At 65.5% G+C, this 25,387-nt stretch carries 25 protein-coding genes; 9 read left to right on the top strand and 16 right to left on the bottom strand.

The features are described 5' to 3' along the window. Window positions 1–4 precede the first annotated feature (4 nt). From kdsA to ftsB, 3 genes are all read left to right on the top strand, one after another. Window positions 5–856 (top strand): 3-deoxy-8-phosphooctulonate synthase, encoded by an 852-nt coding sequence (gene kdsA / locus ACVCMJ_RS07105; protein WP_447080735.1) that lies wholly within the window; start codon window positions 5–7, stop codon window positions 854–856. A 157-nt stretch (window positions 857–1,013) separates the two neighbouring features. Further along, a complete protein-coding gene (gene eno, locus ACVCMJ_RS07100) occupies window positions 1,014–2,300 on the top strand; it encodes a phosphopyruvate hydratase (protein WP_447080734.1) in 1,287 nt (428 codons plus the stop codon). A gap of 19 nt (window positions 2,301–2,319) precedes the next feature. Beyond that, window positions 2,320–2,631: a cell division protein FtsB gene (gene ftsB / locus ACVCMJ_RS07095; RefSeq protein WP_447080733.1), complete on the top strand. Its 312-nt coding sequence runs from the start codon at window positions 2,320–2,322 to the stop codon at window positions 2,629–2,631. Between the two features lie 296 nt (window positions 2,632–2,927). Here the strand turns inward: ftsB and ACVCMJ_RS07090 are convergent, their stop codons facing one another. The 12 genes from ACVCMJ_RS07090 to rpmB all read right to left on the bottom strand — a co-directional run bounded on the left by ACVCMJ_RS07090 (window position 2,928) and on the right by rpmB (window position 14,304). Continuing rightward, complete coding sequence (locus ACVCMJ_RS07090) at window positions 2,928–3,914, bottom strand: hypothetical protein (protein WP_447080732.1); 987 nt, start codon at window positions 3,912–3,914, stop codon at window positions 2,928–2,930. 218 nt (window positions 3,915–4,132) lie between these two features. Further along, entirely contained in the window at window positions 4,133–5,071 is a 939-nt protein-coding gene (hslO, locus tag ACVCMJ_RS07085) for an Hsp33 family molecular chaperone HslO (RefSeq protein ID WP_447080731.1), read from the bottom strand. 20 nt (window positions 5,072–5,091) lie between these two features. Beyond that, a complete protein-coding gene (locus ACVCMJ_RS07080) occupies window positions 5,092–5,619 on the bottom strand; it encodes an RDD family protein (protein ID WP_447080730.1) in 528 nt (175 codons plus the stop codon). A gap of 147 nt (window positions 5,620–5,766) precedes the next feature. Then, entirely contained in the window at window positions 5,767–5,958 is a 192-nt protein-coding gene (locus ACVCMJ_RS07075) for a hypothetical protein (protein ID WP_447080729.1), read from the bottom strand. A gap of 129 nt (window positions 5,959–6,087) precedes the next feature. Further along, complete coding sequence (locus ACVCMJ_RS07070) at window positions 6,088–7,683, bottom strand: THUMP domain-containing class I SAM-dependent RNA methyltransferase (protein WP_447080728.1); 1,596 nt, start codon at window positions 7,681–7,683, stop codon at window positions 6,088–6,090. A gap of 6 nt (window positions 7,684–7,689) precedes the next feature. Next, window positions 7,690–8,145 carry a CopD family protein gene (locus ACVCMJ_RS07065; RefSeq protein WP_447080727.1) on the bottom strand — a complete coding sequence of 152 codons (456 nt, stop codon included), beginning with the start codon at window positions 8,143–8,145 and terminating at the stop codon, window positions 7,690–7,692. Continuing rightward, window positions 8,109–9,368 (bottom strand): glutamate-5-semialdehyde dehydrogenase, encoded by a 1,260-nt coding sequence (locus ACVCMJ_RS07060; protein ID WP_447080726.1) that lies wholly within the window; start codon window positions 9,366–9,368, stop codon window positions 8,109–8,111. Before ACVCMJ_RS07060 ends, ACVCMJ_RS07065 begins: the two co-directional genes overlap by 37 nt. A 28-nt stretch (window positions 9,369–9,396) precedes the next feature. After that, window positions 9,397–10,449, bottom strand: coding sequence for a DNA polymerase III subunit delta (gene holA / locus ACVCMJ_RS07055; protein WP_447080725.1), 1,053 nt, complete (start codon window positions 10,447–10,449; stop codon window positions 9,397–9,399). Beyond that, window positions 10,446–11,078, bottom strand: a complete 633-nt coding sequence (locus ACVCMJ_RS07050; RefSeq protein ID WP_447080724.1) for an LPS-assembly lipoprotein LptE — start codon at window positions 11,076–11,078, stop codon at window positions 10,446–10,448. Before ACVCMJ_RS07050 ends, holA begins: the two co-directional genes overlap by 4 nt. 5 nt (window positions 11,079–11,083) lie before the next feature. Further along, window positions 11,084–13,735, bottom strand: coding sequence for a leucine--tRNA ligase (gene leuS, locus ACVCMJ_RS07045; protein WP_447080723.1), 2,652 nt, complete (start codon window positions 13,733–13,735; stop codon window positions 11,084–11,086). 143 nt (window positions 13,736–13,878) lie between these two features. After that, entirely contained in the window at window positions 13,879–14,046 is a 168-nt protein-coding gene (gene rpmG / locus ACVCMJ_RS07040; protein WP_291769992.1) for a 50S ribosomal protein L33, read from the bottom strand. Window positions 14,047–14,067: 21 nt separating this feature from the next. Beyond that, window positions 14,068–14,304 (bottom strand): 50S ribosomal protein L28, encoded by a 237-nt coding sequence (gene rpmB / locus ACVCMJ_RS07035; protein WP_066453342.1) that lies wholly within the window; start codon window positions 14,302–14,304, stop codon window positions 14,068–14,070. Window positions 14,305–14,595: 291 nt separating this feature from the next. Here rpmB and ACVCMJ_RS07030 point away from each other — a divergent pair, with 291 nt between their 5' ends. The 4 genes from ACVCMJ_RS07030 (at window position 14,596) to ACVCMJ_RS07015 (ending at window position 19,264) form a co-directional block, all read left to right on the top strand. After that, window positions 14,596–15,807, top strand: coding sequence for a class I SAM-dependent methyltransferase (locus ACVCMJ_RS07030; protein WP_447082692.1), 1,212 nt, complete (start codon window positions 14,596–14,598; stop codon window positions 15,805–15,807). Between the two features lie 338 nt (window positions 15,808–16,145). Continuing rightward, on the top strand, window positions 16,146–17,195 hold the full coding sequence (locus ACVCMJ_RS07025; protein ID WP_447080722.1) for an ABC transporter substrate-binding protein: 1,050 nt from the start codon (window positions 16,146–16,148) through the stop codon (window positions 17,193–17,195). 10 nt (window positions 17,196–17,205) lie between these two features. Beyond that, window positions 17,206–18,060: an ABC transporter permease gene (locus ACVCMJ_RS07020; RefSeq protein WP_447080721.1), complete on the top strand. Its 855-nt coding sequence runs from the start codon at window positions 17,206–17,208 to the stop codon at window positions 18,058–18,060. 1 nt (window position 18,061) lies between these two features. After that, entirely contained in the window at window positions 18,062–19,264 is a 1,203-nt protein-coding gene (locus ACVCMJ_RS07015; protein WP_447080720.1) for a quaternary amine ABC transporter ATP-binding protein, read from the top strand. A 108-nt stretch (window positions 19,265–19,372) separates the two neighbouring features. On the opposite strand, the gene ACVCMJ_RS07010 is transcribed toward ACVCMJ_RS07015, so the two are convergent. From ACVCMJ_RS07010 to radC, 4 genes are all read right to left on the bottom strand, one after another. Further along, on the bottom strand, window positions 19,373–20,773 hold the full coding sequence (locus ACVCMJ_RS07010; protein WP_447080719.1) for an MATE family efflux transporter: 1,401 nt from the start codon (window positions 20,771–20,773) through the stop codon (window positions 19,373–19,375). Further along, complete coding sequence (locus ACVCMJ_RS07005) at window positions 20,770–22,524, bottom strand: ArnT family glycosyltransferase (RefSeq protein WP_447080718.1); 1,755 nt, start codon at window positions 22,522–22,524, stop codon at window positions 20,770–20,772. Before ACVCMJ_RS07005 ends, ACVCMJ_RS07010 begins: the two co-directional genes overlap by 4 nt. Before the next feature lie 119 nt (window positions 22,525–22,643). Then, entirely contained in the window at window positions 22,644–22,904 is a 261-nt protein-coding gene (locus tag ACVCMJ_RS07000; RefSeq protein WP_447080717.1) for a type B 50S ribosomal protein L31, read from the bottom strand. Window positions 22,905–23,117: 213 nt separating this feature from the next. Next, window positions 23,118–23,795 (bottom strand): RadC family protein, encoded by a 678-nt coding sequence (gene radC / locus ACVCMJ_RS06995; RefSeq protein ID WP_447080716.1) that lies wholly within the window; start codon window positions 23,793–23,795, stop codon window positions 23,118–23,120. 51 nt (window positions 23,796–23,846) lie between these two features. Here radC and ACVCMJ_RS06990 point away from each other — a divergent pair, with 51 nt between their 5' ends. Next, a complete protein-coding gene (locus tag ACVCMJ_RS06990) occupies window positions 23,847–24,323 on the top strand; it encodes an FKBP-type peptidyl-prolyl cis-trans isomerase (protein ID WP_447080715.1) in 477 nt (158 codons plus the stop codon). Continuing rightward, window positions 24,320–25,324, top strand: a complete 1,005-nt coding sequence (gene ispH / locus ACVCMJ_RS06985; protein ID WP_447080714.1) for a 4-hydroxy-3-methylbut-2-enyl diphosphate reductase — start codon at window positions 24,320–24,322, stop codon at window positions 25,322–25,324. Before ACVCMJ_RS06990 ends, ispH begins: the two co-directional genes overlap by 4 nt. The last annotated feature ends 63 nt before the right edge of the window (window positions 25,325–25,387 follow it).

Raw genomic sequence — 25,387 nt, 5'->3', positions numbered from 1 at the left:
TTCCATGCAACTGTGTCACTTCGAGGCAGGCCTGGATCAGCCGCTGTTCGTGATCGCGGGCCCGTGCGTCATCGAGTCCCGCGAACTCGCGTTCGAGACGGCGGGCATCCTGAAGGAAATGACGCAGTCGCTGGGCATCCCCTTCATCTACAAAAGCTCGTTCGACAAGGCCAATCGCAGCTCCGAGACATCGTTTCGGGGCCCGGGCATGGATCGCGGCCTGGCCATTCTGGACGACGTGCGCAAGGCGCTCGATGTGCCCGTGCTGACGGATGTCCATGAGGCCGGCCAGGCGCGCGAAGTCGCCGCTGTGGCGGACGTCCTGCAGACGCCGGCCTTCCTGTGCCGCCAGACCGATTTCATCCACGCCTGTGCGGCCACCCTGAAGCCGGTCAACATCAAGAAGGGGCAGTTCCTGGCCCCCGAGGACATGATCCAGGTCGTGACCAAGGCACGCGCAGCCGCCATTGCCGCCGGCGGCGACGGGCAGAACATCATGGTGTGCGAACGCGGCGCTTCTTTTGGCTATCACAATCTGGTCTCGGACATGCGTTCGCTGGCCATCATGCGGGATACCGGCTGCCCGGTGGTGTTCGATGCCACCCATTCGGTGCAGTTGCCCGGCGGCCAGGGCACGCGATCCGGCGGGCAGCGGGAATTCGTGCCGGTCCTGGCGCGCGCCGCGGTCGCGGCTGGGGTGGCGGGAGTGTTCATGGAAACGCATCCCGACCCGGACAAGGCGCTGTCCGACGGGCCCAATGCGGTTCCGCTGGATCGGATGCGGGAGCTGCTGGAAACGCTGGTTGCGCTGGACCGCTGCGTCAAACAGGGCGGCGCCCTGCAGCGCGGCCTTTGATGGAGGTTGCGGCGTAGCCGCGCGGTACGATCGTTGCCCGCACGCAGGGCGAGCGCGGGGCGCCCGGTCATCGCGCATGGGGTCACCCAGCCCGAACCCGGTACAATACCCAGGACTTTCGAATCGTATCCACCCTCACAGGCAGGACTGTCAGACCATGAGTGCAATCGTAGACATCATCGGGCGCGAGATTCTGGACTCGCGCGGCAACCCCACCGTGGAATGCGACGTATTGCTGGAATCCGGCGCCATGGGCCGTGCCGCCGTGCCGTCGGGGGCGTCTACCGGCTCGCGCGAAGCCATCGAGCTTCGGGATGGCGACGGTTCCCGCTATTCGGGCAAGGGCGTCCTGCGTGCCGTGGAGCACGTGAATACCGAGATCTCCGAAGCGCTGATGGGGCTGGACGCCCAGGAACAGAGCTTCATCGACCGGATCCTGATCGACCTGGATGGCACGGAAGACAAGAGCCGCCTGGGCGCCAATGCGATTCTGGCGGCCAGCATGGCGGTGGCCCGGGCAGCCGCGGATGACGCCGGCCTGTCGCTGTACCGGTATTTCGGCGGCAGCGGCCCCATGCAGATGCCGGTGCCCATGATGAACGTCATCAACGGCGGCGCGCATGCCAACAACACGCTGGACCTGCAGGAGTTCATGATCCTGCCGGTGGGGGCCTCGAGCTTCCGCGAGGCCTTGCGCATGGGCGCGGAGGTCTTCCACGCCCTGAAAAAGATCATCGGCAAGGCCGGCATGTCCACGGCGGTGGGCGACGAGGGTGGTTTTGCGCCCAACGTGCCCAACCATGAGGCGGCGATCGAACTGATCCTGAAGGCGATCGGCGAGGCGGGCTACGAGGCGGGCACCCAGGTCCTGCTGGGTCTGGATTGCGCCAGTTCCGAGTTCTATCGGGATGGCAAATACCACCTGGCCGGCGAGGGCGGCATTTCGCTGAATTCGCGCGACTTCGCCAATCTGCTGGCCTCCTGGTGCGACAAGTATCCCATCGTGTCCATCGAAGACGGCATGGCCGAAGACGACTGGGACGGCTGGCGGCTGCTGACCGAACAGCTCGGACGCAAGGTCCAGCTCGTGGGCGACGACCTGTTCGTGACCAATACCCGGATCCTGCAAAAAGGCATCGCCGAGGGCGTCGCGAATTCCATCCTCATCAAGATCAACCAGATCGGGACGCTGACGGAAACCTTTGCCGCCATCGAAATGGCCAAACGAGCGGGTTATACGGCCATCATCTCGCACCGTTCGGGCGAGACCGAGGATTCCACGATCGCCGACATCGCCGTGGGGACCAACGCCATGCAGATCAAGACCGGTTCCCTGTCGCGCTCTGACCGGATGGCCAAATACAACCAGCTTCTGCGGATCGAGGAAGAGCTGGCCGAGGTCGCCGCCTACCCGGGCACGTCGGCTTTCTACAACCTGCGCTAAGCCAGCCCACACGGCCGCCATGCGCCTGCTCTGCCTGATTCTGCTGGCACTGACGCTCGCCACCCAGTATCCCCTGTGGTGGGGCAAGGGCGGGTGGCTGAGTCTGCGCAGCCTGCAGGCCCAGGTCGATGCCGAGTCCGACAACAATCAGGCGCTGACCGCCCGGAACAATGCCTTGGCCGCCGAGGTCCAGGACCTGAAGACCGGGACCTCCGCCGTCGAGGAACGGGCGCGCAACGAACTCAACATGATTCGCGAAGGCGAATATTTCGTGCAGATCTTGCCGCCCGAAAGCGCTTATTCCGCGAACCCCGGCTCCACCACCCGGTAGGTTGCACCGGCGGGCGCGGCTCGCACCGCATTGCCGATGCCCGGATCATCCGCCGCCATCACGGTGGTGGGGCATCTTGCCCGGACAGCGAATCTCTGCGGCTCCAAGGCCACGAACTCGTCCAACTGGACATTCTAGTGTCCCGTTTGGCTAATTCGAATACTTGTCTTCGGCGCCTGGGCTCGCCATACGGCGTTGCAAATCCTCGCGATAGCCACTGCTATCGCTGCGGTTTGCGCCTTGTCTGGCAAGCCCATGCATCCGAATATAAGTGCACAAATTAACCAAACGGGACACTAGGAGACGCAAGCGTCTTCGAGGACGGTCTCGCCGTCCGGATCGGTCGTTGATGTCGGATGCTCCCCGTCCGGGCCGGGTACGCCCGGCTCGTCGAAAGCGCCCGGGATGGCGTCCGCGCTGTCGGCTCCTTCGCCATTCGCACTACCCGTCCCGCCGCCATTTGTGCCGCCGGAGCCTCGGGCTGCCGGTGTGCCCGGAGTGGAGACGGCGGCATCCGCATCCGAGCGGGACGCCCGCGCCTGGAACGATAGTGCTTCATGGGTGATTCGGCCGTCGGGGAGATCCGGCCATGCGGCGGGGTGGGACTGCATGGCGACGGTCACCATCCGCCGGAAGGGCAGATACCCCGCCGCCATCCAGTGACGGTTGCGCGCATCCTGTGCCAGCGGTGCCAGCGATTTCAACAGCGCGGAAGCGCCGGGGAAAAGAGGCTTGTGGGGCCACCTCAGCGTGATCCTGAGCGTGTTCGCCTCGTAGATGGTGAGTCCGGACTGCGGTCCCCGACCCTGCGGCCATCCCCGGGCCTGTCGGGCGGCATGTTGCGCCGCCTGGTGATCATTGCGGATCAGCGCCTTCCCGCCGCCTCGCGATCCTTGCAGCGTGGGGTCGGCGTGGTCGCCAAAGGCTGCACGGCCCGGAAGCTGGATGGCGATGTGCCAGGGCCGGCCCAGGTCCCGGCGGCGTCTGGCCAGGATCGCGTGGACTTCGCCGGCTGCGGGGTGGATGCGGCGCAGGCCCTGTTCAAACGCGCGCGCCATGGCGTCGGGTTCGGCCTGGCGCGTGGCGCCGACGCGGGCCGCGTCCATCAGAATCAGGCTCAGCGACTGGCGAAGCTGCATCCAGTGCGCGAGCTCCACGCCGCCCAGTCCCAGCCAGATCACCGGAACGGCCGTTGCCAGGAACCCGATCAGCCCCAGGCCGCCTTGGGCGGGAGGCAACACGGCGCTGGGGTGCGGGTACGTTGTCGGGCGACTGATCTTCATGGCATCCATTCTCTCCCCGTGCCGACGCCGAGGGTACTGTGGAAACTTCGGCTGGATGAATCGGTCCCGCCAGGCGACCGTGGACGAATCCGTCGACCGCACGACGCCGCAATCGCTGCCGCTGTGGAGGGCGACACCCCGCAGTGGTGCTGCAAGCGGCCGGGATGAAGGTCAGCGTGCCGTCCGGGCAGCCCGCGGCACCGGGATCGCGGAGAGGCCTAATGCAGCCGGCCCGATCCGGATGTCGGCGGCTGCATGCCCTCGGCGAACAGGGCGGCGCAGTCCACGGCATCGAAGTCGTAGGGCTTGCCACAGAAGTTGCAGCCGATGTGAACGTGGCCCTGTTCGGCCAGGATGCCATCGATCTCGGCCCGACCCAGTGTGCGCAGCATGTTGGCCACGCGCTCGCGCGAGCAGGGGCAATGCCAGCGTACCGCCTGGGGCGCAAACGACACCAGGTCATCTTGCCAGAAGAGGCGGTGGATGAGCGTGTCCGCAGGCAGCTCCAGCAGTTCCGGGTCAGACACCGTATCAGCCAGCGTGATGCAGTGTTCCCAGGTCCGGTCGTCGTCTTCCGTATGCCGCTCGGGGGCGTGGCTGCCGCTGTGCTGGCTGCTGGGCATTCGCTGCAACAGCAGGCCGGCGCAGAACTGGTCGCTGGCCGCCAGCCAGAGCTGGGTGTCGAGCTGCTCGGAGTGCTTCATGTAGTATTCCAGCGCGTGCGCCACGCTTTCCCCCTCCAGCGGCACGATCCCCTGGTAGAGGCCCGCGCCTTCGCCGCGAGTGGCGGGATCCAGCATCACGGTGAAGCGGCCCTTGCCGTCCGGGTTCATGAGCGCCTGCAGGCCGGTATCCTCTGGCAGGTCGGCGGCGGCGTCTCTCAGGTGAGCCGTGGCTCGCAATTCCAGCCCACCGGTGCATTCGGCCACCATCAGGCTGACGGGGCCGCTGCCCTGGACCTGCAGGACCACGGAGCCGTCGAATTTCACGTTGCCGGCCAGCAGCACGCAAGCCGCGGACAGCTCGCCCAGCAGGCGAATCACGGCCGGGGGCAACGTCTGATGCGCCAGCCCCTCCTGCCAGGCTTGCGACAGCCTGAGCGACTGGATGCGGGTGCTGTGATCAGTGGTCAGGTATTTCTTGAGCGTGTCGGTCATGGATGTTTCCGGAGTGCCGCTCAGGGTGCGGACGCTGGGGCGGGCGGCTTCAGATCGTGCAGTTCGGTACCCAGCAGCCGGTCATGCAGGAACTGTCCCTGCGGGTCGAACCAGGTCCAGGCGAAGATGGAAAACGGCGCGAGGACGATGAGCATGTCGAACGCCGGCCAGTTCAGCGAACGGGAAATCGCGCCCACCACCAGGGCCGTGATCAGCGGCAGCGGCCAGATGAGCAGATACCGCAGCAGCAGCCGGGAGCCATGCAGCGGGCGGGCATCGCGGTCGGTCAGACGGATGGCCCAGGTCTTCATGGGCAGCGTCTGGCCGCCCCTGCGCCAGCAGGCGATAAAGTACAGGCCGATGGCCAGGAACAGGAAAGCCTGCCGGCTGTGGCGCAGCATCAGGCCGCTGCGGCTCTGCGTCAGCGTATCGAACACGTAGCCCGCCAAAAACACGACACCGAAGAGCAGGACGCCTTCGTACATCATGCAGGCCAATCGCCGCAGGCGCGCCGGGGCAGTCGGGACGGGCGAAGAGGTGTCAGGCATGGGTCGGGGCCTCTGGACAGGACAGGCGGGAAGCAGGCGCGATGAGGGGGATTATCCAGGCAAATCCTGGCGCTTCGAACCTGAAATTATCGCCCAGAAATGCAGAAGCCGCCCGGCAGGGGCGGCCTCGGTGTTCTGCCGGTACGCTCAGTGGGCGGTGCGGGCAGTGTGATGCATCAACTGGACTTCAGGCGCCTTGAACAAGCGGGCGATCTTGTGGAAGGTCCGCACGATCGCGCGGTCAAGGGCATAGCTTTGTTGATTATCGATCGCTTCCTGCAGGAGTTCGCGTTCCAGGGCGTCGGTCAGGCGGACGTCAATGCTTTCCAGGTTCTTCATAGCAAGCCTCTTTGCTTCAGAAAATGAGCGTTTCGCTCGAACTGAAAGCATTATAGGGTTAACCCTAATATGAAGCAAGCTCGGTGGTGGAAAAGAGACGTCCGTGTGGGACCCGGCGGCCTGTACGCTTCATGAGGCTTCGAGCTCCGCGGAGCCGCTGTCCAGAGTGTCGCGGTACCCGGCGCTCACGAGATCGAACTGGAACAGGCGGCAGTCCAGGTCCCCGTTGTACAGCGGGTGCCGCCGGCGCGCCTTGAGCCGCAGGTGCTTCGGGAAGTCCATGTCGCTGGTGATGACATTCAGCTGCCAGCCGCCATAGTGCCGTTTCAGGTGGGTGGCCCATTGTGGCCAGAGATCGGTGTCGTCTTCGGTCAGGCGCTCGCCGTAGGGCGGGTTGGTGACGATCCAGCCGGCGCTGTCGGGGGCCGGCATGTTCCGGGCATCGCAGACCTCGAAGCGGATGGCCTCGGGGGCCAGATGGGCGCGTTCCACGTTCGACCGGGCTGCGGCAATGGCGGCTGGCTGCAAATCACCGCCCACCAGCGGCTGCTCGAGCCGCGTGGCGATCCTCGCCCTGGCGTCCTCTTTCAGGTCGCGCCAGAGCCGCGCGTCATGGGGCCGCAGGCGCTCGAAGCCAAAGGGCCGCCAGATGCCGGGGGGCACACCCAGGGCGATCCAGGCGGCCTCGATCAGGATGGTGCCGCTGCCGCAAAACGGGTCCAGCAGAGGAGATTCCGGCGTCCAGTCGGACAGCGCGAGGAGTCCCGCGGCGAGGTTTTCCCGCAAGGGCGCCTCGCCCTTGTCCAGGCGCCAGCCGCGCTTGAAGAGCGACTCGCCGGAGACGTCCAGATACAGGGTGGCGGTGTGCGCGTCCAGAAACAGGTGGACCCGCGCGTCCGGGCGGACCGTGTCGATGTCCGGGCGGGCGCCCTCGCGCTCGCGCAGGCGGTCACAGATGCCGTCTTTGGCGCGCAGATTGCAGTATTGCAGGCTTTGCACCGGACTGCGGATGGCCGAGGTGTCCACGCGCAGTGTCTGCTCCGCACCGAACCAGCGCTCCCATGGGGTCTCGCGAGCCAGCTCCAGAATGTCGTCTTCGGTATGGATTTCCGCGTGCGCGACCTGCACCAGGATGCGCGTGGCCAGGCGCGAGTACAGGTTCGCGCGCAGGATGCCGGTCCAATCCGCATGGAAGTGGCAGCCGGCTCGGCCGGCCCGCACGGGCTCGTAGCCCAGCGCCTGGAGTTCCAGCGACAGGGCTTCCTCCAGCCCGTGGGGGCAGGGCGCGAAGACCGGAAAGGTTTCGGCGATGCGCGGCGTTCGGGCCGCCCGCGGCTTGCGCTCGACGCGGGGCACGGCAGGGCCTTCCGTCGGTATCGCCTCCATGCGCTCGGCTGGGGCGGGCAGCGGTGGTTCACGCCGGGGTTCCCTTCGGGGGCGGGGTCCGCCGGCGTGTGCGCCATGTGGCCGTTTGCGATCGTCGCCGCGCGGTGCGGCGCCGCCGCCCGCGGCGCGCGGTTGTTTGCGCTCCTCACCATTGGGCGCGGCGCGGCTGGCCGCGGCCGGCATCGCAGGACGGCTGGCTTGCTGGGCGTGCTGCTGCAGCGCGGCTTGCCGCGCACGCGCGCCGGAGCGCTGGCGTTCCTTGCGCTCGGGCGCCGGAGACGCGCTGCTTGGGGAGCGCGGTTTGACGCTCAAGGTCTTGCGGGAGGGTGTATCGCTCATGATGACTCAGAAGGGTTTGATGACCACCAGGATCAGGATCAACAGAAGCAGCACCACAGGAATCTCGTTGAACGCCCGGAAAAATCGGTGCGACCGGCTGCATGTGCCCGATTCAAAGGCGCGAAGGTAGTGCCGGCAGGCCAGGTGGTCGATGATCAGCAGTCCGACCAGCAGCAGCTTGGCGTGCATCCAGCCCTGCCCGTGACCGATGCCGTATCCCAGCCAGAGCCAGAGACCCATGACCAGCGCGAGGACGCCCAGCGGCGTCATGAACCGGTAGAGCCGCCGCGCCATTCCCAGCAAGGTGGCGCGGGTGCCCGAGTCGCTGGCCTGGGCCAGGTTGACGTAGATTCGCGGCAGATAGAACAGTCCGGCGAACCACGAGACGACGAAGAGAATGTGAAAGGTCTTGACCCAGAGCACGCTCAACCCCGCAACTGGCCATCGCCGGTCAGTACCCATTTCTGCATGGTGAGTCCTTCCAGGCCGACGGGACCGCGGGCGTGCAGGCGGTTGGTGGAAATGCCGATTTCCGCGCCCAGACCGTACTCGAACCCATCGGCAAAGCACGTCGGCAGGTTCACGTACACGGAACTGGAGTCGACTTCACGCTGAAAGCGCTGCGCGGCGGCCAGATCCTCGGTCACGATCGATTCGGTGTGCTCGGAACTGTAACGGGCGATGTGGTCCATCGCCTGTTCGAGCGAGTCCACCACACGCACGGCGAGAATGGGTGCGAGGAACTCGGTGGCCCAGTCTTCGTCGGTGGCCGGCACGGATTGCGGCAGCAAGGCCGCCGCGCGGGGATCGGCGCGCAGCTCCACCCCCAGTTCGGAGAAGCGGGCTCCGGCGCGTGGCAACCATTGGGGCGCAATGCGCTCGTGAACCAGCAGCGTTTCCATGGCCCCGCAAATCCCGGTGCGGTAGGTCTTCGCGTTGATGGCGATGGCCAGGGCCTTCTCGGGATCGGCGGCCTTGTCGACGTACAGGTGGCAGTTGCCTTCCAGGTGTTTGATGAGCGGCACGCGCGATTCCGCCGACAGCCTCGCGATCAGGCCTTTGCCGCCGCGCGGGATGATGACATCGATGAAGTCGGTCAGCGTGACCATTTCGCCCACTGCCGCCCGATCCGTCGTGGGGACGACCTGCACGGCGTGGGCGGGCAGCCCGGCGGCGCGCAGGCCCTCCTGGATGATTTCGCCCAACGCACGGTTCGAGTGGAACGCCTCGCTGCCGCCGCGCAGGATGGTCGCGTTGCCGGATTTCAGGCACAACGCGGCCGCATCGATGGTCACGTTGGGACGGGACTCGTAGATGATGCCGATGACGCCCAGCGGCACCCGCATCCGCGCCACGCGCATGCCGTTGGGCCGCGTGATGGTTTCGCTCAGGCTGCCGATGGGATCCGGCATGGCGGCGATCTGCGCCAGGCCTGTGGCCATGGTCTCCAGCGCTCTGTCCGACAGACGCAGGCGATCCATCAACGGCGCGGCCAGTTGCTGGTCGGCGGCGGCCTTCAAGTCATGGGCGTTTTGCGCCTGCAGCCAGGCGCGGCGGTTCCGCAATCCGTCGGCCATGGCCAGCAGCGCCATGGACTTTGCGGAACCCGGGGCCACGCGCAGCGCGCGCGCGGCCTCCCGGGCCTGGCGGCCCAGGGTCTGCATGGAAAAACCGCTGTCGTTCATAAAAAGCCTGCGTGTCATTCAGAGAGAGTCAGGGCCGTGGGAGTCCCGCCGTGGCCATGCGCATCACCAGTCTGGCAAGCTCATCCCAAGGGTCGCCGAGCCGGCCCGCAACCGGTACGCCTTTGATCATACGATCGATTTCGTGGACGTGGCGCAGCGCCAGCGGCCAGACTGCGGGCGGAATTCGCCGCAGCGCCTGGCGGGCCAGTTTTTCGCGGGCACCGAAGAGCCGGTTGGCCCGCAGACCGGCCTCCAGGCCCGCTGTTCCCAGGTCGCACAGCCGGCCCAGGATACGGATTTCTTCGCCCACGGCCCACAGGACGAGGAGCAGGGCCTCGCCCTCGGCGCGCAGGCCTTCGAGCACGGTCGAGGCGCGGTCAGCCTGTCCCAGCAGCATGGCGTCGCGCAGATCATAGAGATTGTAACGGGCGACGTTCAGCACGGCCGACTGGACCTGCTCCGTCGACAACGCGCCCGGCGGGTAGATCAGTGCGAGCTTCTGGATTTCCTGGTGGGCGGCCAGCAGATTGCCCTCGACTTTGTCAGCCAGCCAGGCCAAGGTTTCCGGGTCCGTGCTCTGTTCCTGGCGGTGCAGCCGATCGTCGATCCAGCCGGGCAGGTCGTCGCGCGCGATGCTGGGAATGTCGATCCAGCGCGCCTGCTGGCGCAGGGTGGTGGCCCACTTGCTTTGCTGTGTGGCGCGGTCCAGCGCCGGCAGCTGGATCAGGATGCGCACATCGGGCAGATGGCCGTCAGCAGCCATTGCCGCGAGGCCCACCAGTGCCTCGGCACCCGTCTTGCCCGGCTTGCCGCCCGGCAGGCTGATCTCCAGCAGTCGCAGGTCGCCGAACAGCGAGGTGTTTCGGGCCGCCGCGAGCACGGGGCTCCAGTCGCTGCGAGCGTCCATGACCCAGTGGCTGCGTTCGGTACAGCCCAGCCGGGTGGCGCTGGCGCGGAAGGCGTCCACCGTTTCGGTCAGCAGCAGGATTTCCTCGCCGGCCAGGACACAGCAGGCCGGGAGTTCCTGTGCTCGGGCCAATTGCTCCAGGCTGCGGTTGAAATCCCGAGCCCGGCTGCTCATCGGTACAACGAGCCGGGCATGCCGGGCATGCCGGTCGCGCCGGAATCCCGCCGCCGGCGGATTTCAGTCCCGGGGATGGGCGCCACGGGGAGGCTGTCGGCGCCGCGGTAGGCAGCCTGCACGTCCGGAGCGCTCATGCGGCGCAGGATCTGGTCGATCAGGCTGTTGCGCATGTCGCTGAAGGTGCGCGTGATTTCGCTGTCCTTCGCCTGGACGATGTTGACGTTGTATGGCAGTTCACGTACGCTGCGCAGCACGGTGGGCGCGAGCAGCACGTGGCCGGCCTTGTCCAGCAGTTCGAAGCTGAAGTTCAGATCCAGTTCATATTCGTCGACCTGGCCCTGGGGGTCGATCGAGAGTTGCCGCAGGCTCTGCTCGTCGGAAATCTGGTGCAGGTAGACCTCGGCCTCGTTCCGGTTTTCGACGAAGTGGGTATCGGGGGAATTGGCTTCCACGACACGTCGCAGACGCGCGCCGAAATCCGTGTCCAGATTGATGTTGGTGTAAAGAGTCTTGAAGGGCAGCGGTGTCGCGGCCTTCAGGTGAAAGCCGCAGGCGCTCAGGGCGGCCAGGCACGAAAGAGCCAGGCACAGCCTGCGCCTGCGTCGGAATTGTTCGGAAAAGGCCATGCGCGTCACCCCACCACGTTCACCAAGCGCCCCGGGACCACCACGATGCGCTTGGGAGAGCGGCCTTCGAGAAAGCGCTCAACGGCCTCGTGGCCGCGGGCCAGCGCGTCGATGGCGGACTTGTCGGCATCGTGGGGGACGGTGAGCTGGCCGCGCATCTTGCCGTTGACCTGCAGCACGAGATCCACGGTCTCGGCCTTCAGAGCCGACTCGTCGACATGCGGCCATGGCGCATCCAGCAGGTCGCCGAGCGTGTCCGCAAATCCCAGGTCGCGCCACAGCCGCCAGGTGATGTGAGGCACCACGGGATACAGCACGCGCAGCAAAATGGACGCCGATTCGGTTATTGCCGCGTCGTCGGCACCCTCGTGGGCGGCCGCCTCAATCGTGTTGAGCATCTTCATTGCCGTGGAGACCACGGTGTTGTACTGGATGCGCTGGTAGTCGTAATCGGCCTGCCGCAGCAGCGTGTGGATCTGGCGGCGCAGCGACGCACCCTGGTTGCCGAGTCCGCTCCAATCGGTCGTGGGAAGGCTGGCGCGGATGGCCTCGTGGTGGGCGTGACAGAATGCCCACAGCCGGCGCAGGAAGCGGTGTGCGCCTTCGACCCCCGAGTCCGACCATTCCAGCGTCTGTTCCGGCGGGCTGGCGAACATGACGAACAGCCGCGCTGTGTCGGCCCCCATGGTTTCGATCAACGACTGCGGATCGACGCCGTTGTTCTTGGACTTCGACATGGTTCCGATGCCGCCGTAGTCCACCATGGAACCGTCGGCCTTCAGGCGGGCTCCCGTGATGGCACCCTTGTCGTCGGTGATGTTCTCGACCTGGTCGGGCCAGAAGTATTCGATGCCGCCGCGTTCATTGCGCCGTGAATAGATATGGTTCAGGACCATGCCCTGGCATAGCAGCCGCGTGAACGGTTCGGAAAACTTCAGCAAGCCCAGGTCGCGCATCACGCGCGTCCAGAAGCGTGCGTACAGCAGGTGCAGCACGGCGTGCTCGATGCCGCCGATGTACTGGTCCATCGGCATCCAGTAATCGTTTCGAGCGTCGACCATGGCCTGGTCGTTGCCGGGCGAGGTGTAGCGCATGAAATACCAGGACGAGTCGATGAACGTGTCCATGGTGTCGGTTTCACGCCGCGCCGGCTTGCCGCAGCGCGGGCAATGGCAGGACAGGAAAGCCTCGTTCTTCGCCAGCGGGTTGCCGGTGCCGTCGGGCACCAGGTCTTCGGGCAACCGGACGGGCAGGTCCTTTTCCGGCACGGGAACGGGGCCGCAATCGGCGCAATGGATGATGGGGATCGGGGTTCCCCAGTAGCGCTGGCGCGAGATGCCCCAGTCGCGCAGGCGCCAGGTGGTGCGCAGCTCGCCCAGCCCCATCGCCTTGAGGTCGGCCGCCACGGCCTGGATGGCCGCGCCGGTGGTCAGGCCATCGTATTTTCCCGAGTTCACGGCATGGCCGATCTGCTTGTCGGCGTACCAGTCCTGCCATGCCTCGGTGGAGTATGTCTGGCCCTCGGCCGCGATGACCTGACGAATGGGCAGATCGTATTTGCGGGCGAAGGCAAAATCGCGCTCGTCGTGCGCGGGCACGCCCATGACGGCGCCGTCTCCGTAGCTCATGAGCACGTAGTTGCCCACCCAGACCGGGACCGGCTGGCCGGTCAGCGGGTGCGTGACCGTGAGCCCGGTAGGGAGGCCTTCTTTTTCGCGCGTGGCGAGCTCGGCTTCGGTCGTGCCGCCCTTCCGGCAGGCTTCGATGAAGGCGGCCAGTGCCGGGTCGGCCAGGGCCGCCTGCGTGGCGATCGGGTGCTCTGGCGCCACCGCGCAGAACGTCACGCCCATGATGGTGTCGGCACGTGTGGTGAAGACGTGCAGCAGCCCGTCCTGAATGAGCGCGCCACTGTTGTCGCGGATGTCGTGGCGGAAGGCGAAGCGCACGCCTTCGCTGCGGCCGATCCAGTTCTCCTGCATCAGACGCACCCGCTCGGGCCAGCCCGTCAGGCTCTCGTCTTCCAGCGACGACAACAGTTCGTCGGCGTAGTCAGTGATGCGCAGGTAGTAGCCGGGGATCTCTCGCTTTTCGACCAGCGCGCCCGAGCGCCAGCCACGCCCGTCGATCACCTGTTCGTTGGCCAGCACCGTCTGGTCCACCGGGTCCCAGTTGACCACCTGGGTCTTGCGGTAGGCGATGCCCTTTTCCAGCATCTTCAGGAACAGCCACTGGTTCCACTTGTAGTAGTGGGGGTCGCAGGCGCACATCTCGCGCGACCAGTCGATCGCGAGCCCCATGGCCTGCATCTGCTGCTTCATGTAGGCGATGTTGTCATACGTCCATTTGGCCGGCGGTACACCGTACTTCATGGCGGCGTTTTCGGCCGGCATGCCGAACGCGTCCCAGCCCATGGGCATGAGCACGTTGTATCCGCGCATGCGCAACTGGCGCGTCATCATGTCGTTGATGGTGTAGTTGCGCACGTGCCCCATGTGCAGCTTGCCGCTGGGGTAGGGCAGCATCGAGCAGGCGTAGAACTTCGGCTTTGGGGAACCATCCGCGCCGGTCGCGTTTTCCGTGACGCGGTAGACGTCGTCTGCACGCCAGTGTGCCTGGGTGTCGGATTCGACCTGGGTGTGGAGGTAACGTTCCTGCATGGGGCTGTCTGTGGAGTGAATGAGAAAAGGCAAGCCCTGCATTATAGGCTGTGGGGCCGGCGTCTGGTCCGGCAAAAAAAACCCCGCGACGAGTCGCGGGGTCTTCGAGAAACCGGTGAGACGGTCCGGCAGAGGCAGCCGGATTATTTCAGCTTGGTTTCCTTGTAGTCGACGTGCTTGCGCGCGACCGGATCGTACTTTTTGATCAGCATTTTTTCCGGCATGTTGCGTTTGTTTTTCGTCGTCGTGTAGAAGTGGCCCGTTCCCGCAGAGGATTCGAGCTTGATCTTTTCGCGAGCGCCTTTTGCCATGATGTGCTCCTATGCGGCCATTCAGGCCAGTTCGCCGCGTGCGCGCAGGTCGGCCAGAACGGAATCAATGCCGTTCTTGTCGATGGTGCGCAGGGCTTTGGTGGATACGCGAAGGCGCACCCAGCGATTCTCGGATTCGACCCAGAACCGGCGCGATTGCAGGTTGGGCAGGAAACGACGCTTGGTCTTGTTGTTCGCGTGCGAGACGTTGTTGCCCACCATTGGGCCTTTGCCGGTTACTTGGCATACGCGTGCCATGGTCCCACCTCTGTTTGTATGTCAGGAAAGCCCCGCATTCTATACCGAAAACCTCTGGTAAATCAAGCAGGTCCTCTAGAACGCCGGAGAGGCCGCGGGCGCGGTCGCGCAGCGAGCCCCACGAGGCTTCGCGGGGCGTACGGCCGCGCGAAGAGCCGGGAACGGGGAGCGCCCGGGGCGCCTGGAGACGCCGATATTTGGCGCTATATTAACAGGGTCCTTTTTGAACTGAGGGAGGCTCTGTTGACTGCGATCACGCCCATCATTGAGAAGAAACTCGGATCATTGCCCATGCCGGTCTCGCTGGAGATGCCGGACGGGGAGAAGATAGGTGCCGCTGATGCGACCATCCATCTGCGGATCAAGGATCCGTCGGTCCTGACCCACTTTGCGGCCGGCCAGGTCGGGGTGCTGGGCGAGGACTATGTCGAGGGAAAGTTCGATTTCGAGGGCTCCGTGCGCGACCTGATGCGCATGGCCGCCACCATCCTGCCGGGTTCCCCCATCGATGCTGCCCAGCTTGGCTGGCTCTCCGGATTCGTGCGGCGCATGATTTCGGTCTGGCACCATTCGATGGAGCGCGACGCGCGCCAGATCGAATTCCACTATGACTTGTCGGATGATTTCTACGCGCTGTGGCTGGATCCGCGGCGGGTGTACTCGTGTGCCTACTATAAGGAGCCTGACTACACGCTGGCCCAGGCCCAGGATGCCAAGCTCGACCATATTTGCCGCAAGCTGGCGCTGAAGCCGGGCGAGCGGTTTCTGGATTGTGGCGGCGGGTGGGGGGGGCTGATGCTGTGGGCCGCCGAAAACTATGACGTCGATGTGACGGGCATCACCTTGTCGCACAATCAGCATGCGTACGTGAACAATCTGATTCAGCAGAAGGGCCTGACCGGGCGCGTGCGCTTCGAACTGCTGGATTACCGCAAGCTGGACGAATCCAGGCCATTCGACAAGATCGCCTCGGTGGGGATGTTCGAACACGTGGGCCGCGCCCAGTTGACCGGGTATTTCGCCAAGCTGCGCCGCCTGGTGCGCCCGGGGGGCCTGATCATGAATCACGGCATCACGGCCGGTGGCCTGAGCAACACCGAACTGGGCAACGGAATGGGGGATTTCATCGAGAAGTTCATCTTTCCGGGCGGCGAGCTTTCCCACATCCACTATGTCCTGCAGACCATCTCCGAGGCCGGGCTGGAAATGGTGGACGTGGAGAACATCCGCCCGCACTATGCCCGCACGTTGTGGGCGTGGAGCGATGCGCTGGAACAGCACCTGGACGAGGCGCGCTCATTGCTGAATACACCGTCGGGGGAGCGCTCATTGCGCGCCTATCGCATGTACCTGGCCGGGTGCGCCATGGGATTCGAGCATGGCTGGGTCGCGTTGCACCAGATTCTGGCCCAGGATGTCCCCACCGGACGTTCAGACGAGCTCGACTACCGGCCGGATCTGTCCTACCCCTGGCGCCGCGACTATATGTACACGGACCGTTGATCCGCGCGGATCCGTGCCGTTTTCCGGTCCGCCGTCGGGCTGCCTGTTCGGTCGGACCGGGCGGGCGTCTCGCGGCGCGTCCGAGCCCGCGGGCGACCGGAAAACGGGATCAGGGTTTATTTTCTGCGATCCTGAGTGTAAAGTAACGCTTCTGCTGTAGTATTGGATGTCAATTCTGGCGGCGCCGATTCTGGCCCCGCCTGCCTACCCGGTGCCTTGTGGCACCTGCAGTGTCGGTATGTATTGGCGGCCCCCCTGGCCGTTTTCCGCACACCCTCCCCTAAGCTATGGCGTCGGATGCCCGCATCCGGCGTCTCCGTAACCCAAAGGAGGCTTCAATGTCTATTTTTCGTTCCCGGTCGTCGTGTGCGACTTCACCCCGGTCCGCTTTGCTGCCGGGTCTGGTACTGGCCACGTCGCTCGCCGTGCTGTCTGTGGCGCCTCTCGCGGCACAGGCGGCCGCCACTCCCGAATGCGAGCTGCAGCGCCCCATGCGCTTTGGCGGCATGAATTGGGAATCCAATCTCATGCTGGTGGAAATCGAACGCTTCATCGTCCGGCACGGCTACGGCTGCAAGACCGAGGTCCTGCCCACCGATACGCTGCTGGCACTGGCCTCGCTGGAGCGCGGCGATCTGGACGTCAACAGCGAGCTCTGGCTGAACAGTACGCTGGAGCCCTGGGACAAGGCAAAGGCGACCGGCAAGGTCAAGCGCATCGGCGACATCTTCAATGGCCGGGAGGCCTGGTACATCCCCAAATACACCGCCGAGCGCCTGCCGGGCCTGAAGAAGGCCTCCGATCTGCCGAAGTACTGGAAGGAATTCCAGGACCCCGAGGAACCGTCCAAGGGCCGCTTTTATACCTGCCCGGCCGGCTGGGCCTGCGAAATCATCAACGGCAACCTCTACAAGGCCCTGGGCTTGGAGAAAACCTACACGCTGTTTTCCCCCGGCACCGGCGCCACCCAGAAGGCCGCGTTGATGTCGGCGTACCAGCGCAAGCAGAACGTCGTGTTCTATTACTGGTCGCCGACTCCGCTGGTCGGGGCGCTGGACCTGGTGAAGCTGGAGCTTCCGCCCTACGATCCGGTCAAGCAGAAGTGCCTCACCGATGCCGACTGTCCCGATCCGCAGGCCACCGACTTCCCGGACAATCCGGTGTTCACGGCCGTGAACACCAAGTTCGCCGAGCAGGCGCCGAAGCTCATCGCCTTCCTGGCCAAAGTCAAGATCCCGCTGGCGGTCGAAAACGAAGCCATGGCCTATATGGAGAAGAACGAGGCCGAGCCCCGGGATACAGCGCTGTGGTTCCTGAAAAACAAGCAGGACGTCTGGACCCGGTGGCTTCCAGCGGACGTGACGGAACGGGTCAAGGCTGCACTCTGAGGAGGCGGCCATGTTCCCCGAACTGATTTCCGCGCGCGATCTGCAGCGGCCCATCGATGCGTTCGTCAATGGGCTGGTGAACCAGTATTCCGACGTTCTGCGGGCGCTGACCCAGCCGCTGCTGGACCTGCTGGTCTGGGCGGACCACCTGCTGCGGGATTCGCCCTGGTGGGCCATCATCGCGGTGATCATGGGCATCGCCTGGCTGGCCAGCCGCAAATGGCGATTCAGCCTTGCCATGGGAGCATTGCTGGCGCTCCTGGGAGCCATTGGCCTCTGGGAACCGTCCATGCAGACGCTCTCCCTGATGCTGGTGGCCGTGTCGATTTCCGTCCTGCTGGGGATCCCGATAGGGATCGCCATGGCAAGCTTTCGCGGGGTGCGCGCCGTGATGCTGCCGATTCTGGACGTCATGCAGACCATGCCGAGTTTCGTGTACCTGATCCCGGTGGTGATGCTGTTCAATCTGGGGAAGCTCGCAGCGCTGTTTGCCACCGTGATCTATGCCGTGCCGCCGGTCATCCGGCTCACCGATCTGGGTATCCGGCTGGTGGACGCCGAGGTGCTGGAGGCCTCCCGCGCGTTCGGTGCCAGTCGCAGCCGCCAGTTGTTCGGCGTGCAGCTTCCGCTGGCGCTGCCCAACATCATGGCCGGCATCAATCAAACCACCATGATGGCGCTGGCCATGGTCGTGATCGCTTCCATGATCGGGGTGCGCGGCCTGGGATACGAGGTGCTGCAAGGCATCAACCGCCTGCAGGTGGGCCGTGGCCTGCTGGCCGGGCTGGGCATCGTGATTCTGGCCATCATTTTCGACCGGATCACCCAGCAGTTCGGCCGACGCCGCCAATCGCGGGGGAGCTGACATGAACAAGATCGAAGTGCACAACATCTACAAGATCTTCGGACCTCGTCCAGAACGATGGATGGGAGCGGTGCGCGATGGAGCCTCCAAGGACGCCTTGCTGGAACGCAGTGGCCATACGCTGGGGCTGCGCAATATCAGCCTGTCGATCGAAGCCGGCCACATCCACGTCATCATGGGGCTTTCCGGTTCCGGCAAATCCACGTTGATTCGCCATTTCAACCGCCTGATCGAACCCAGCGCGGGGAAGATCCTGGTGGACGGCGTCGACGTGATGGGACTCAAGCCGAGAGAGCTCGAAAAGTTTCGCCAGCGGAAGATGAGCATGGTGTTCCAGCGCTTCGGGCTGATGCCGCACCGGACGGTGCTGGAGAACGCGGCCTACGGCCTGGCGGTGCAGGGCGTGCGCCGGGCGGAGCGCGAATCGCGGGCGCGCCAGTGGCTGGAACAGGTGGGCCTTTCCGGCTTCGAATCACAGTACCCGCACCAGCTCTCGGGCGGGATGCAGCAGCGGGTGGGCCTGGCCCGCGCACTGGCCACCGATGCGGAGATCCTGTTGATGGACGAGGCCTTCTCGGCGCTGGATCCCCTGATTCGCCACGAGATGCAGGATCAGTTGCTGGCGCTGCAATCCCGGTTGAACCGGACCATCGTGTTCATCACGCACGATCTCGATGAAGCCCTTCGCCTGGGGAACCGGATCGCCATTCTCAAGGATGGCGAGCTCGTCCAGGAAGGCACACCCGAGGACATCCTGCTGTCGCCGGCCAATGACTATATCGAGTCATTCCTGCAGGACGTCAACCGGGGCAGGGTGCTGAATGCCTCGCATGCCATGGTGGAGCGCACGCTGACCCTGACCATGCGGACCCAGCCCGTCCATGCGCTGGAGCGTCTGGTGGCGCGGGGTTACGACTACGTGACGGTGCTGGATGGCAAGCGGCTGGCGGGTGTGCTCATGCGCGCCGACGCCCAGCGTGCAGTCCGGGAGGGCGCGCGCGACGTGTCGCGCTATCTGTCCGACATGGCCTCGGTGCCCGCATCGGCCGGTCTGGACGAGGTCCTTGCCCGATTGCTGCGCAATCCGGAGCCGGTGGCCGTCACGGACGACCGGGGGGAATTCGTCGGCGTTCTCTCGCGCACCAAGGTGCTGGAGCTGGTGACGCCCAATGGGACCGGCGACTTGCCTCAGCAGGCAGCCTGAGCGCTGGTGTTTCGTTCGGTCGCTTTGTGTCGTTGAATTCGGGACGCCCGGCCCCCGCGCGGGCGATCGCGATGACCGTCGCCGCGGCCGCTTCGTTTCGTGGTGGCGTCAGGCCGGTCGGCGGGCGTATTGGCGCAAGACGCGCCCGTACCAGCCGAACAGCGTCAGTGCCGTGAGCGCCAGCCCTGCCATGGCCATGAGCCACATGGTTGCAGCCCCCACCGGGGCTCCGGGCATGAGCCAGGCCGCGATGGGGGCGAGACTCCCGGCTGCGGGGCCGTATCCCAGCCACCAGCCGCCCACCAGCCCCAGGCCAATCAGCGACGTGACCTGCAGGATCAGGGGCACCATGGCGACCTTGTAGGCGCGCAGCAGATAGGAGCTCACGCAGTGCATCGCGTCGCAGAAGTGGAACCAGGGCGCGATCTGGAGCAATGCCAGCGTCAGCACGGCCACTCTGGCCTCGTCCGTGTAGGCGGCCACGATGGAGTCGGCCCCCATGATCAATACGGCATCGGTGAGCGCCGCCCCCGCCACGACCAGCAGGATGCCGTGCCGGCCGGTGGACCGTGCCAGGCGCAGGTCATTGCCGCCCACCGCCTGTGCGACCAGCGAAGCGGTGGACAGGCTCAGCGACATGGGAAGCATGTAGCACAGCGCGATCAGGTTGCCCAGGATCTGCTGGGCGCCGCTGGCATAGACGCCGTCGCGGGCGACCAGCAAGGCCATGAAACTGAAGGCGCAGATCTCGATCAGATACGATCCGCCCATGGGCAGGCCGAGGCGCAGCAGTTCCTTCTGATCCGCCAGGCGCGGGCGGACCAGTCGGAGTGACAGCGCCCGGAAAGCGGGCCGCCTGCCTATCATCCACAAGCCCGCCGCCAGCATGAGCCAGTCGACCAGCAGCGTGGCGAGGCCCGCGCCGATCGCGCCCATGGCGGGGATGCCCCAGCCGCCGAAGATGAACCACAGGTTGAAAACCAGCTTGAAGACGATGCTGCCCAGGTTGATGGCCATGACTTCGCGCGTCTGGGAGATGGCGGTGGCCATGGCGTAGATCGTGCGAAAGAGCAGCGCGGCGGGGAGGGCGCCCGCCAATGCCAGCAGATAGCCGGCGATGCGGCGGCGGACCTCCGGTTCCACCTGCCCGGACAAGGACAGCCAGATGTCCGGAAAGAGCAGCGTCGCGGAGCCCAGCGCGGAGAGGCCCAATGCCAGCCAGACTCCCTGGCCCCACGCATGCCCGGCGTCGGAGAGGCGCTGTGCGCCAAAAAGCTGTGCGATGATCGGAATGAGGGCATGAACGACGCCCATCAGGCCGATGAACACGGTGATGTAGATGGAGGCCCCGAGCGCCATGGCCTGCAGGTCGGCGGCACTGGTGTGTCCGACCATGGCGGTGTCGAGGACGGCAAAGATGATGCCCGCCCAGGCGCTGACCAGGATGGGCCAGGCCTGCTGGAGAATGGTGCGCCAGGGAGCGGGTACGGCGGTGAGACCTGGAATCATGAAGCCGGTTTCAGCCGCAGCAGCCGGAACATTTCGTGCCGGTCCGGTCCGCGCCGGCCCTGCCATAGCGCAGGGTGGTCCGCGTATTCGGCCGTTCCGGCCCGCAGGCTGTCGGGGCTGAGCTGCTGCAGCAGCAGCGGGCACCGGGAGTCGAAGCTGAAGGCGATGTCATCGAAAACCAGGAACGAGGCGCGCTGGCCACTGCCGAGATTCAGAGTCCGGACGCATTCTCCGGGTTGGCGATACAGCGTCAAGGCCTGCGCCAGCGACGCGGATACGTCGCGATAGCTTCGGATGTAGTCCAGCACCGGCATCCAGAGAGTGGCCAGCAGCAGCCAGGTGGTGATCAGGCCTCCGGCCGACAGGGCGGTGCCTCGCCACAGGCCCTTGGGATGGCTGTGCAGGCGCCAGTACACCAGGGTGATCCACGCCAGTGTGCCCAGGCCGGCGATGAGTGTGGCAGGCCATGCCACGTGGACATAGTAGCCCTGTGTCTGGCGGCTGATGTTGTCCGCGATCTGGTGAGGCCAACCCGCCTGCAGGGCGATCCACCCCAGCCAGACCGTGGCAGCCGTCAGCGAGAAGCACATGACTGCGAACCAGTCCAGCGTGTTCACGACGCCTCGGCGCAGCGTGGGCAGCGCAAAGGCGGCCAGCACGGCGCATGGTACGGCCAGCGTGCTGTACTCGGGTTCGAACGGATCCGTGTTGACCAGCAGCACCAGGGCGGCCGCCGTCAGGAAGCCCAGCGGGATGCGGATGTGGGGGGCGCCGAACCAGCCCCGCCAGCGCCACAGTGCCAGCACGGCGAGCGGCCAGGTGGGCCACAGGAACCAGGGCAGGTCGCGGGCGATGTTCGCCCAGGCGCGCGGGTGCGGCAGGCTGAAAGCGCGTTCCGTCCAGCGCAGCCAGCTCGTGGTCCAGTACGTCCCGAATTCCCGGGCCGGTATCCACCACAGCAGGATCATCGTGGCGCAGATCAGTGCGCTCACGACCAGCCATTTGCGCTCGCCGGCCAGCAGTCCCCCCGGCAGGAAGATCAGCGGAATGGCGAGCATGAGCGGTAGCGCGCCCACCCAGCCTCGGGCCAGGAAGGCCGCCCCCAGCGCGACCCCGAGCGTGATGGCCCCGGAAACGGGGTGGTCCATCATGCGCGCCACGGCGTAGTAAGCCAGGGCCTGGCAGGCGATCAGCGCCGGGACCTCGGAGGTCTCGTGCATGCGCCAGACGATCCCGACGGTCGCCACGATGAGCAGCAGCGCGGCATCGGCCAGCATGCGGCCATAGTCGCGCGCATCCGGTTCGCCTCCGAAAGGCAGGGCCAGCGGTTGCGCCTCCGAGCGCCGGCCCAGCAGGTAGGTTCCGTACCAGATCGAGGCGGTAAGGATGCCGAACCAGAGGATGTTGGGCAGCCGCGATGCGACGATAGCCGAGTCCAACGGGTTGAAGAACAGCTCGAAGAACGGCCGGAAGATCTGGATGAAGACGGCGCCGACCCAGGTGACCAGCGGGCCGTCCTGTGCCTGGGCGAGATGCCCGATCTGGGGCAGCAGCCAGGCGTGTTCCTGGCCGGAGAGCGCCGTGAGCATGGTGGCCAGGCCGGTGACGTCGTCCGTTTTCCAGGGGTCGCGGTAGAACAGGCCGGCCAGGATGTAGACCAGGCCGACCGCAGCCAGGAACAGGCGCGGGAGCTTGGCTGCCGCGATCGCCGGCAGGCGGGCAGGGGTGGAGCGGATGACTTCAGGAGGCACCGGAAAAGGTCTCACGAGTCGCTAGGGGAAAACCCATATTAAATGAAAAGAGGCAGCCTGAAGGCTGCCTCTTGCGTGAAGAACCCGGCGCGCGGCGCCGGGGTTCCTGGGGCGCAGCGTTATTTCTTGACGGTGCCGGCGGTGCGGGCAAAGCGCGCGCGAAACTTCTCGACGCGGCCCGTCTCCACGATGCGCGTCTGGGCGCCGGTGTAGAACGGGTGCGACTCGGACGTCACATCGCACTTGAAGAGCGGGTAGGATTTGCCGTCGATCTCGGTGGTCTCGCGTGAAGCGAGCGCCGAACGCGAGATGAATTTGTGGCCGGTCTGCAGATCCTGGAAAACGACCTCGCGGTATTCGGGGTGAATGCCTTCTTTCATGGTGTACTCTCGACAATGGTGGGGGTCGCCAGCCAGATGACCGTGGGGCGGGTGCAAACCAGGCGCAACCCCTGTGCCGGTCCAAACCAGCACTCGGCGGCGCCAGCCCGAAGACGCGCAAAGAAGCCGCGCGAAAATGGCCCTGACTACGTATCCAGATTGAGCCGTGCATTTTAGAATGCCGGGCGACGAAGCGCAACCACGGGCGATCAGTCAGATCTGGCCGCGCTCGGCGAGCGAGCTGACCTCGGTGGCGCCCACGACCAGATGGTCCAGCAGCCTGACGTCCACCAGCGCCAGCGCCTGCTTGAGCTGGTGCGTGAGGCTGATGTCGGCCGGGCTGGGTTCGGCCAGCCCGGACGGGTGGTTATGCGCCAGGATCAGTGCCGCCGCATGGTGGGCAAGTGCCGCCTTGACGACTTCGCGAGGGTAGATCGATGCCTGCGACAAGGTGCCTCGGGCGATTTCCACGCAATCGATGAGTTGGAGCTGGGTGTCGAGGAACAGGGCAATGCAGTGCTCCACCCGCAGATGTGCCAGGCGCATGGCGCAGAATTCCTTCACTCTGCCCGGCTGGTTCAGGATCTGCGCATGGCGCAGGGGTTCTTCGAGTGCCCGGCGGCCGAGCTCCTGGACCGCCAGCAGTTCGCAGGTCTTGGCCGTACCCAGGCCGGGAAAGGCGAGCAGGGCGGCCGATTCGGCGGCGAGCAGGGGCTGCAGGCCGCCAAAATGCTCGATCAGCTCGCGACCGATCGTGACTGCGTTGCGCCCGCGTGTGCCCGTGCGAAGCAGCACGGCCAGCAGTTCGGCGGATGTCAGTGCATGAGCGCCGTGCCGCAGCAGGCGTTCGCGGGGACGCTCATCGCAGGGGGATACCGTGTCTTGTGGCATGATAGGCCCTAAAATTGGCATGTTTGACTCGAACCGCTACGGTGACACACTTTGATTTCCGCAACCGATGTGGTGAACGCTTTTGTCCACCCCGATTCCTACGTAACGCTGCACTATCGCATCGAGCCCCTGACGGGCCCCGCCGCCGGCACGGCCTTTGTCGATACCTTTCTGGATCGCCCGGCCACCCTGCAGATGGGGGTGGGCCAGTGGGCGCCCGGCCTCGAGGCGCTCTTGCTGAACCGCGCGGAAGGCGACCATTTCACGGTGGACCTTCCCGCGGACCAGGCCTACGGTGACCGCAATCCGGAACTGCTGCGCTGGATTTCGCACGAGGAAATGGTCCAGAACGCGCCCCCCGGCACTGAATTCGAGGCGGGAGACATGGTCGAATTCGTCGCCCCCAACGGCGGGCGCTATTCCGGCGTCCTCAAGACCTTGCAGGACGATGCGGCACTCTTCGACTTCAATCACCCGCTGGCTGGTATCGCCTTGCAGGTCGAGATCCGGATTCTGGGGGTCTTATGAGCACATCGCCATCGCCTGACCGTTCCGCGGCGGACGAGCCCGAAATCCTGCTGGCCCAGCCGCGCGGCTTTTGCGCGGGGGTGGACCGGGCCATCAGCATCGTCGAGCGAGCGCTGGAAATCCATGGCTCGCCCATCTATGTGCGCCACGAGATCGTCCATAACCGGTATGTGGTGGACGATCTGCGGTCGAAAGGCGCGGTGTTCATCGATGAGCTGGCGGACGCCCCGTCGGGCGCGATCGTGATTTTCTCCGCGCATGGCGTGTCCCGCGCCGTTCGCGCCGAGGCCGAGCACCGGGGTCAGCGGATCTTCGATGCAACGTGTCCGCTGGTCACCAAGGTCCACGTCGAGGTTGCGCGCATGCGCAAGGAAGGCCGCGAGGTCATCATGATCGGCCACAAGGGCCACCCCGAGGTCGAGGGCACGCTCGGTCAGGCGGACGGCGGCATGTACCTGGTCGAAACCGTGCGCGACGTGGAAACCCTCGAGGTCCGCGATCCGCACAGCATCGGATTCGTGACGCAGACGACACTGTCCATCGATGACGCGGTCGAGGTGGCCGAGGCATTGCGCAAGCGCTTTCCCGGCATTGCGGAACCGAAGAAAGGCGACATCTGCTATGCGACTCAGAATCGCCAGGATGCCGTGCGCGTCCTGGCACCGCAGTGCGATCTGGTCATCGTCGTGGGCAGTCAGAACAGTTCCAATTCGAACCGCCTGCGCGAGGTCGCCGAGCGCAAGGGTGTGAAGGCGTACCTGCTGGACCGGCCCGAGATGATCGATCCGGCCTGGCTCGTGAATGCCCACCGCGTCGGTGTGACGGCCGGGGCGTCGGCACCAGAGGCCCTGGTGCAGCAGGTCATTGGCCGCCTGAAGGAACTGGGCGCCCGTTCGGTGAGGCCGCTCAAGGGCGTGAAAGAGCAAGTCTCCTTTCCGCTGCCCCGCGAGCTTTCCCGCAAGATCACCGCTCAGCCCTCGGACGCGGCCGACGTTGCATAGCGTCCCGCCTGCTTCCTTCAAGTGGCCCCTTTGAATCAACCCTATGGGACAGTGGGCCATCAG

This window comes from Castellaniella sp. UC4447_H14 (assembly GCF_052978285.1).
Note: the sequence above shows the minus strand (reverse complement) of the source record. Positions and strands in the feature narration are given on the sequence as shown.

Coding starts and splice junctions, on each gene's coding strand:
- kdsA (WP_447080735.1), top strand. CDS start 5: ATGCAACTGTGTCACTTCGAGGCAGGCCTGGATCAGCCGCTGTTCGTG.
- eno (WP_447080734.1), top strand. CDS start 1,014: ATGAGTGCAATCGTAGACATCATCGGGCGCGAGATTCTGGACTCGCGC.
- ftsB (WP_447080733.1), top strand. CDS start 2,320: ATGCGCCTGCTCTGCCTGATTCTGCTGGCACTGACGCTCGCCACCCAG.
- ACVCMJ_RS07090 (WP_447080732.1), bottom strand. CDS start 3,914: ATGAAGATCAGTCGCCCGACAACGTACCCGCACCCCAGCGCCGTGTTG.
- hslO (WP_447080731.1), bottom strand. CDS start 5,071: ATGACCGACACGCTCAAGAAATACCTGACCACTGATCACAGCACCCGC.
- ACVCMJ_RS07080 (WP_447080730.1), bottom strand. CDS start 5,619: ATGCCTGACACCTCTTCGCCCGTCCCGACTGCCCCGGCGCGCCTGCGG.
- ACVCMJ_RS07075 (WP_447080729.1), bottom strand. CDS start 5,958: ATGAAGAACCTGGAAAGCATTGACGTCCGCCTGACCGACGCCCTGGAA.
- ACVCMJ_RS07070 (WP_447080728.1), bottom strand. CDS start 7,683: ATGAGCGATACACCCTCCCGCAAGACCTTGAGCGTCAAACCGCGCTCC.
- ACVCMJ_RS07065 (WP_447080727.1), bottom strand. CDS start 8,145: ATGGGTACTGACCGGCGATGGCCAGTTGCGGGGTTGAGCGTGCTCTGG.
- ACVCMJ_RS07060 (WP_447080726.1), bottom strand. CDS start 9,368: ATGAACGACAGCGGTTTTTCCATGCAGACCCTGGGCCGCCAGGCCCGG.
- holA (WP_447080725.1), bottom strand. CDS start 10,449: ATGAGCAGCCGGGCTCGGGATTTCAACCGCAGCCTGGAGCAATTGGCC.
- ACVCMJ_RS07050 (WP_447080724.1), bottom strand. CDS start 11,078: ATGGCCTTTTCCGAACAATTCCGACGCAGGCGCAGGCTGTGCCTGGCT.
- leuS (WP_447080723.1), bottom strand. CDS start 13,735: ATGCAGGAACGTTACCTCCACACCCAGGTCGAATCCGACACCCAGGCA.
- rpmG (WP_291769992.1), bottom strand. CDS start 14,046: ATGGCAAAAGGCGCTCGCGAAAAGATCAAGCTCGAATCCTCTGCGGGA.
- rpmB (WP_066453342.1), bottom strand. CDS start 14,304: ATGGCACGCGTATGCCAAGTAACCGGCAAAGGCCCAATGGTGGGCAAC.
- ACVCMJ_RS07030 (WP_447082692.1), top strand. CDS start 14,596: ATGCCGGTCTCGCTGGAGATGCCGGACGGGGAGAAGATAGGTGCCGCT.
- ACVCMJ_RS07025 (WP_447080722.1), top strand. CDS start 16,146: ATGTCTATTTTTCGTTCCCGGTCGTCGTGTGCGACTTCACCCCGGTCC.
- ACVCMJ_RS07020 (WP_447080721.1), top strand. CDS start 17,206: ATGTTCCCCGAACTGATTTCCGCGCGCGATCTGCAGCGGCCCATCGAT.
- ACVCMJ_RS07015 (WP_447080720.1), top strand. CDS start 18,062: ATGAACAAGATCGAAGTGCACAACATCTACAAGATCTTCGGACCTCGT.
- ACVCMJ_RS07010 (WP_447080719.1), bottom strand. CDS start 20,773: ATGATTCCAGGTCTCACCGCCGTACCCGCTCCCTGGCGCACCATTCTC.
- ACVCMJ_RS07000 (WP_447080717.1), bottom strand. CDS start 22,904: ATGAAAGAAGGCATTCACCCCGAATACCGCGAGGTCGTTTTCCAGGAT.
- radC (WP_447080716.1), bottom strand. CDS start 23,795: ATGCCACAAGACACGGTATCCCCCTGCGATGAGCGTCCCCGCGAACGC.
- ispH (WP_447080714.1), top strand. CDS start 24,320: ATGAGCACATCGCCATCGCCTGACCGTTCCGCGGCGGACGAGCCCGAA.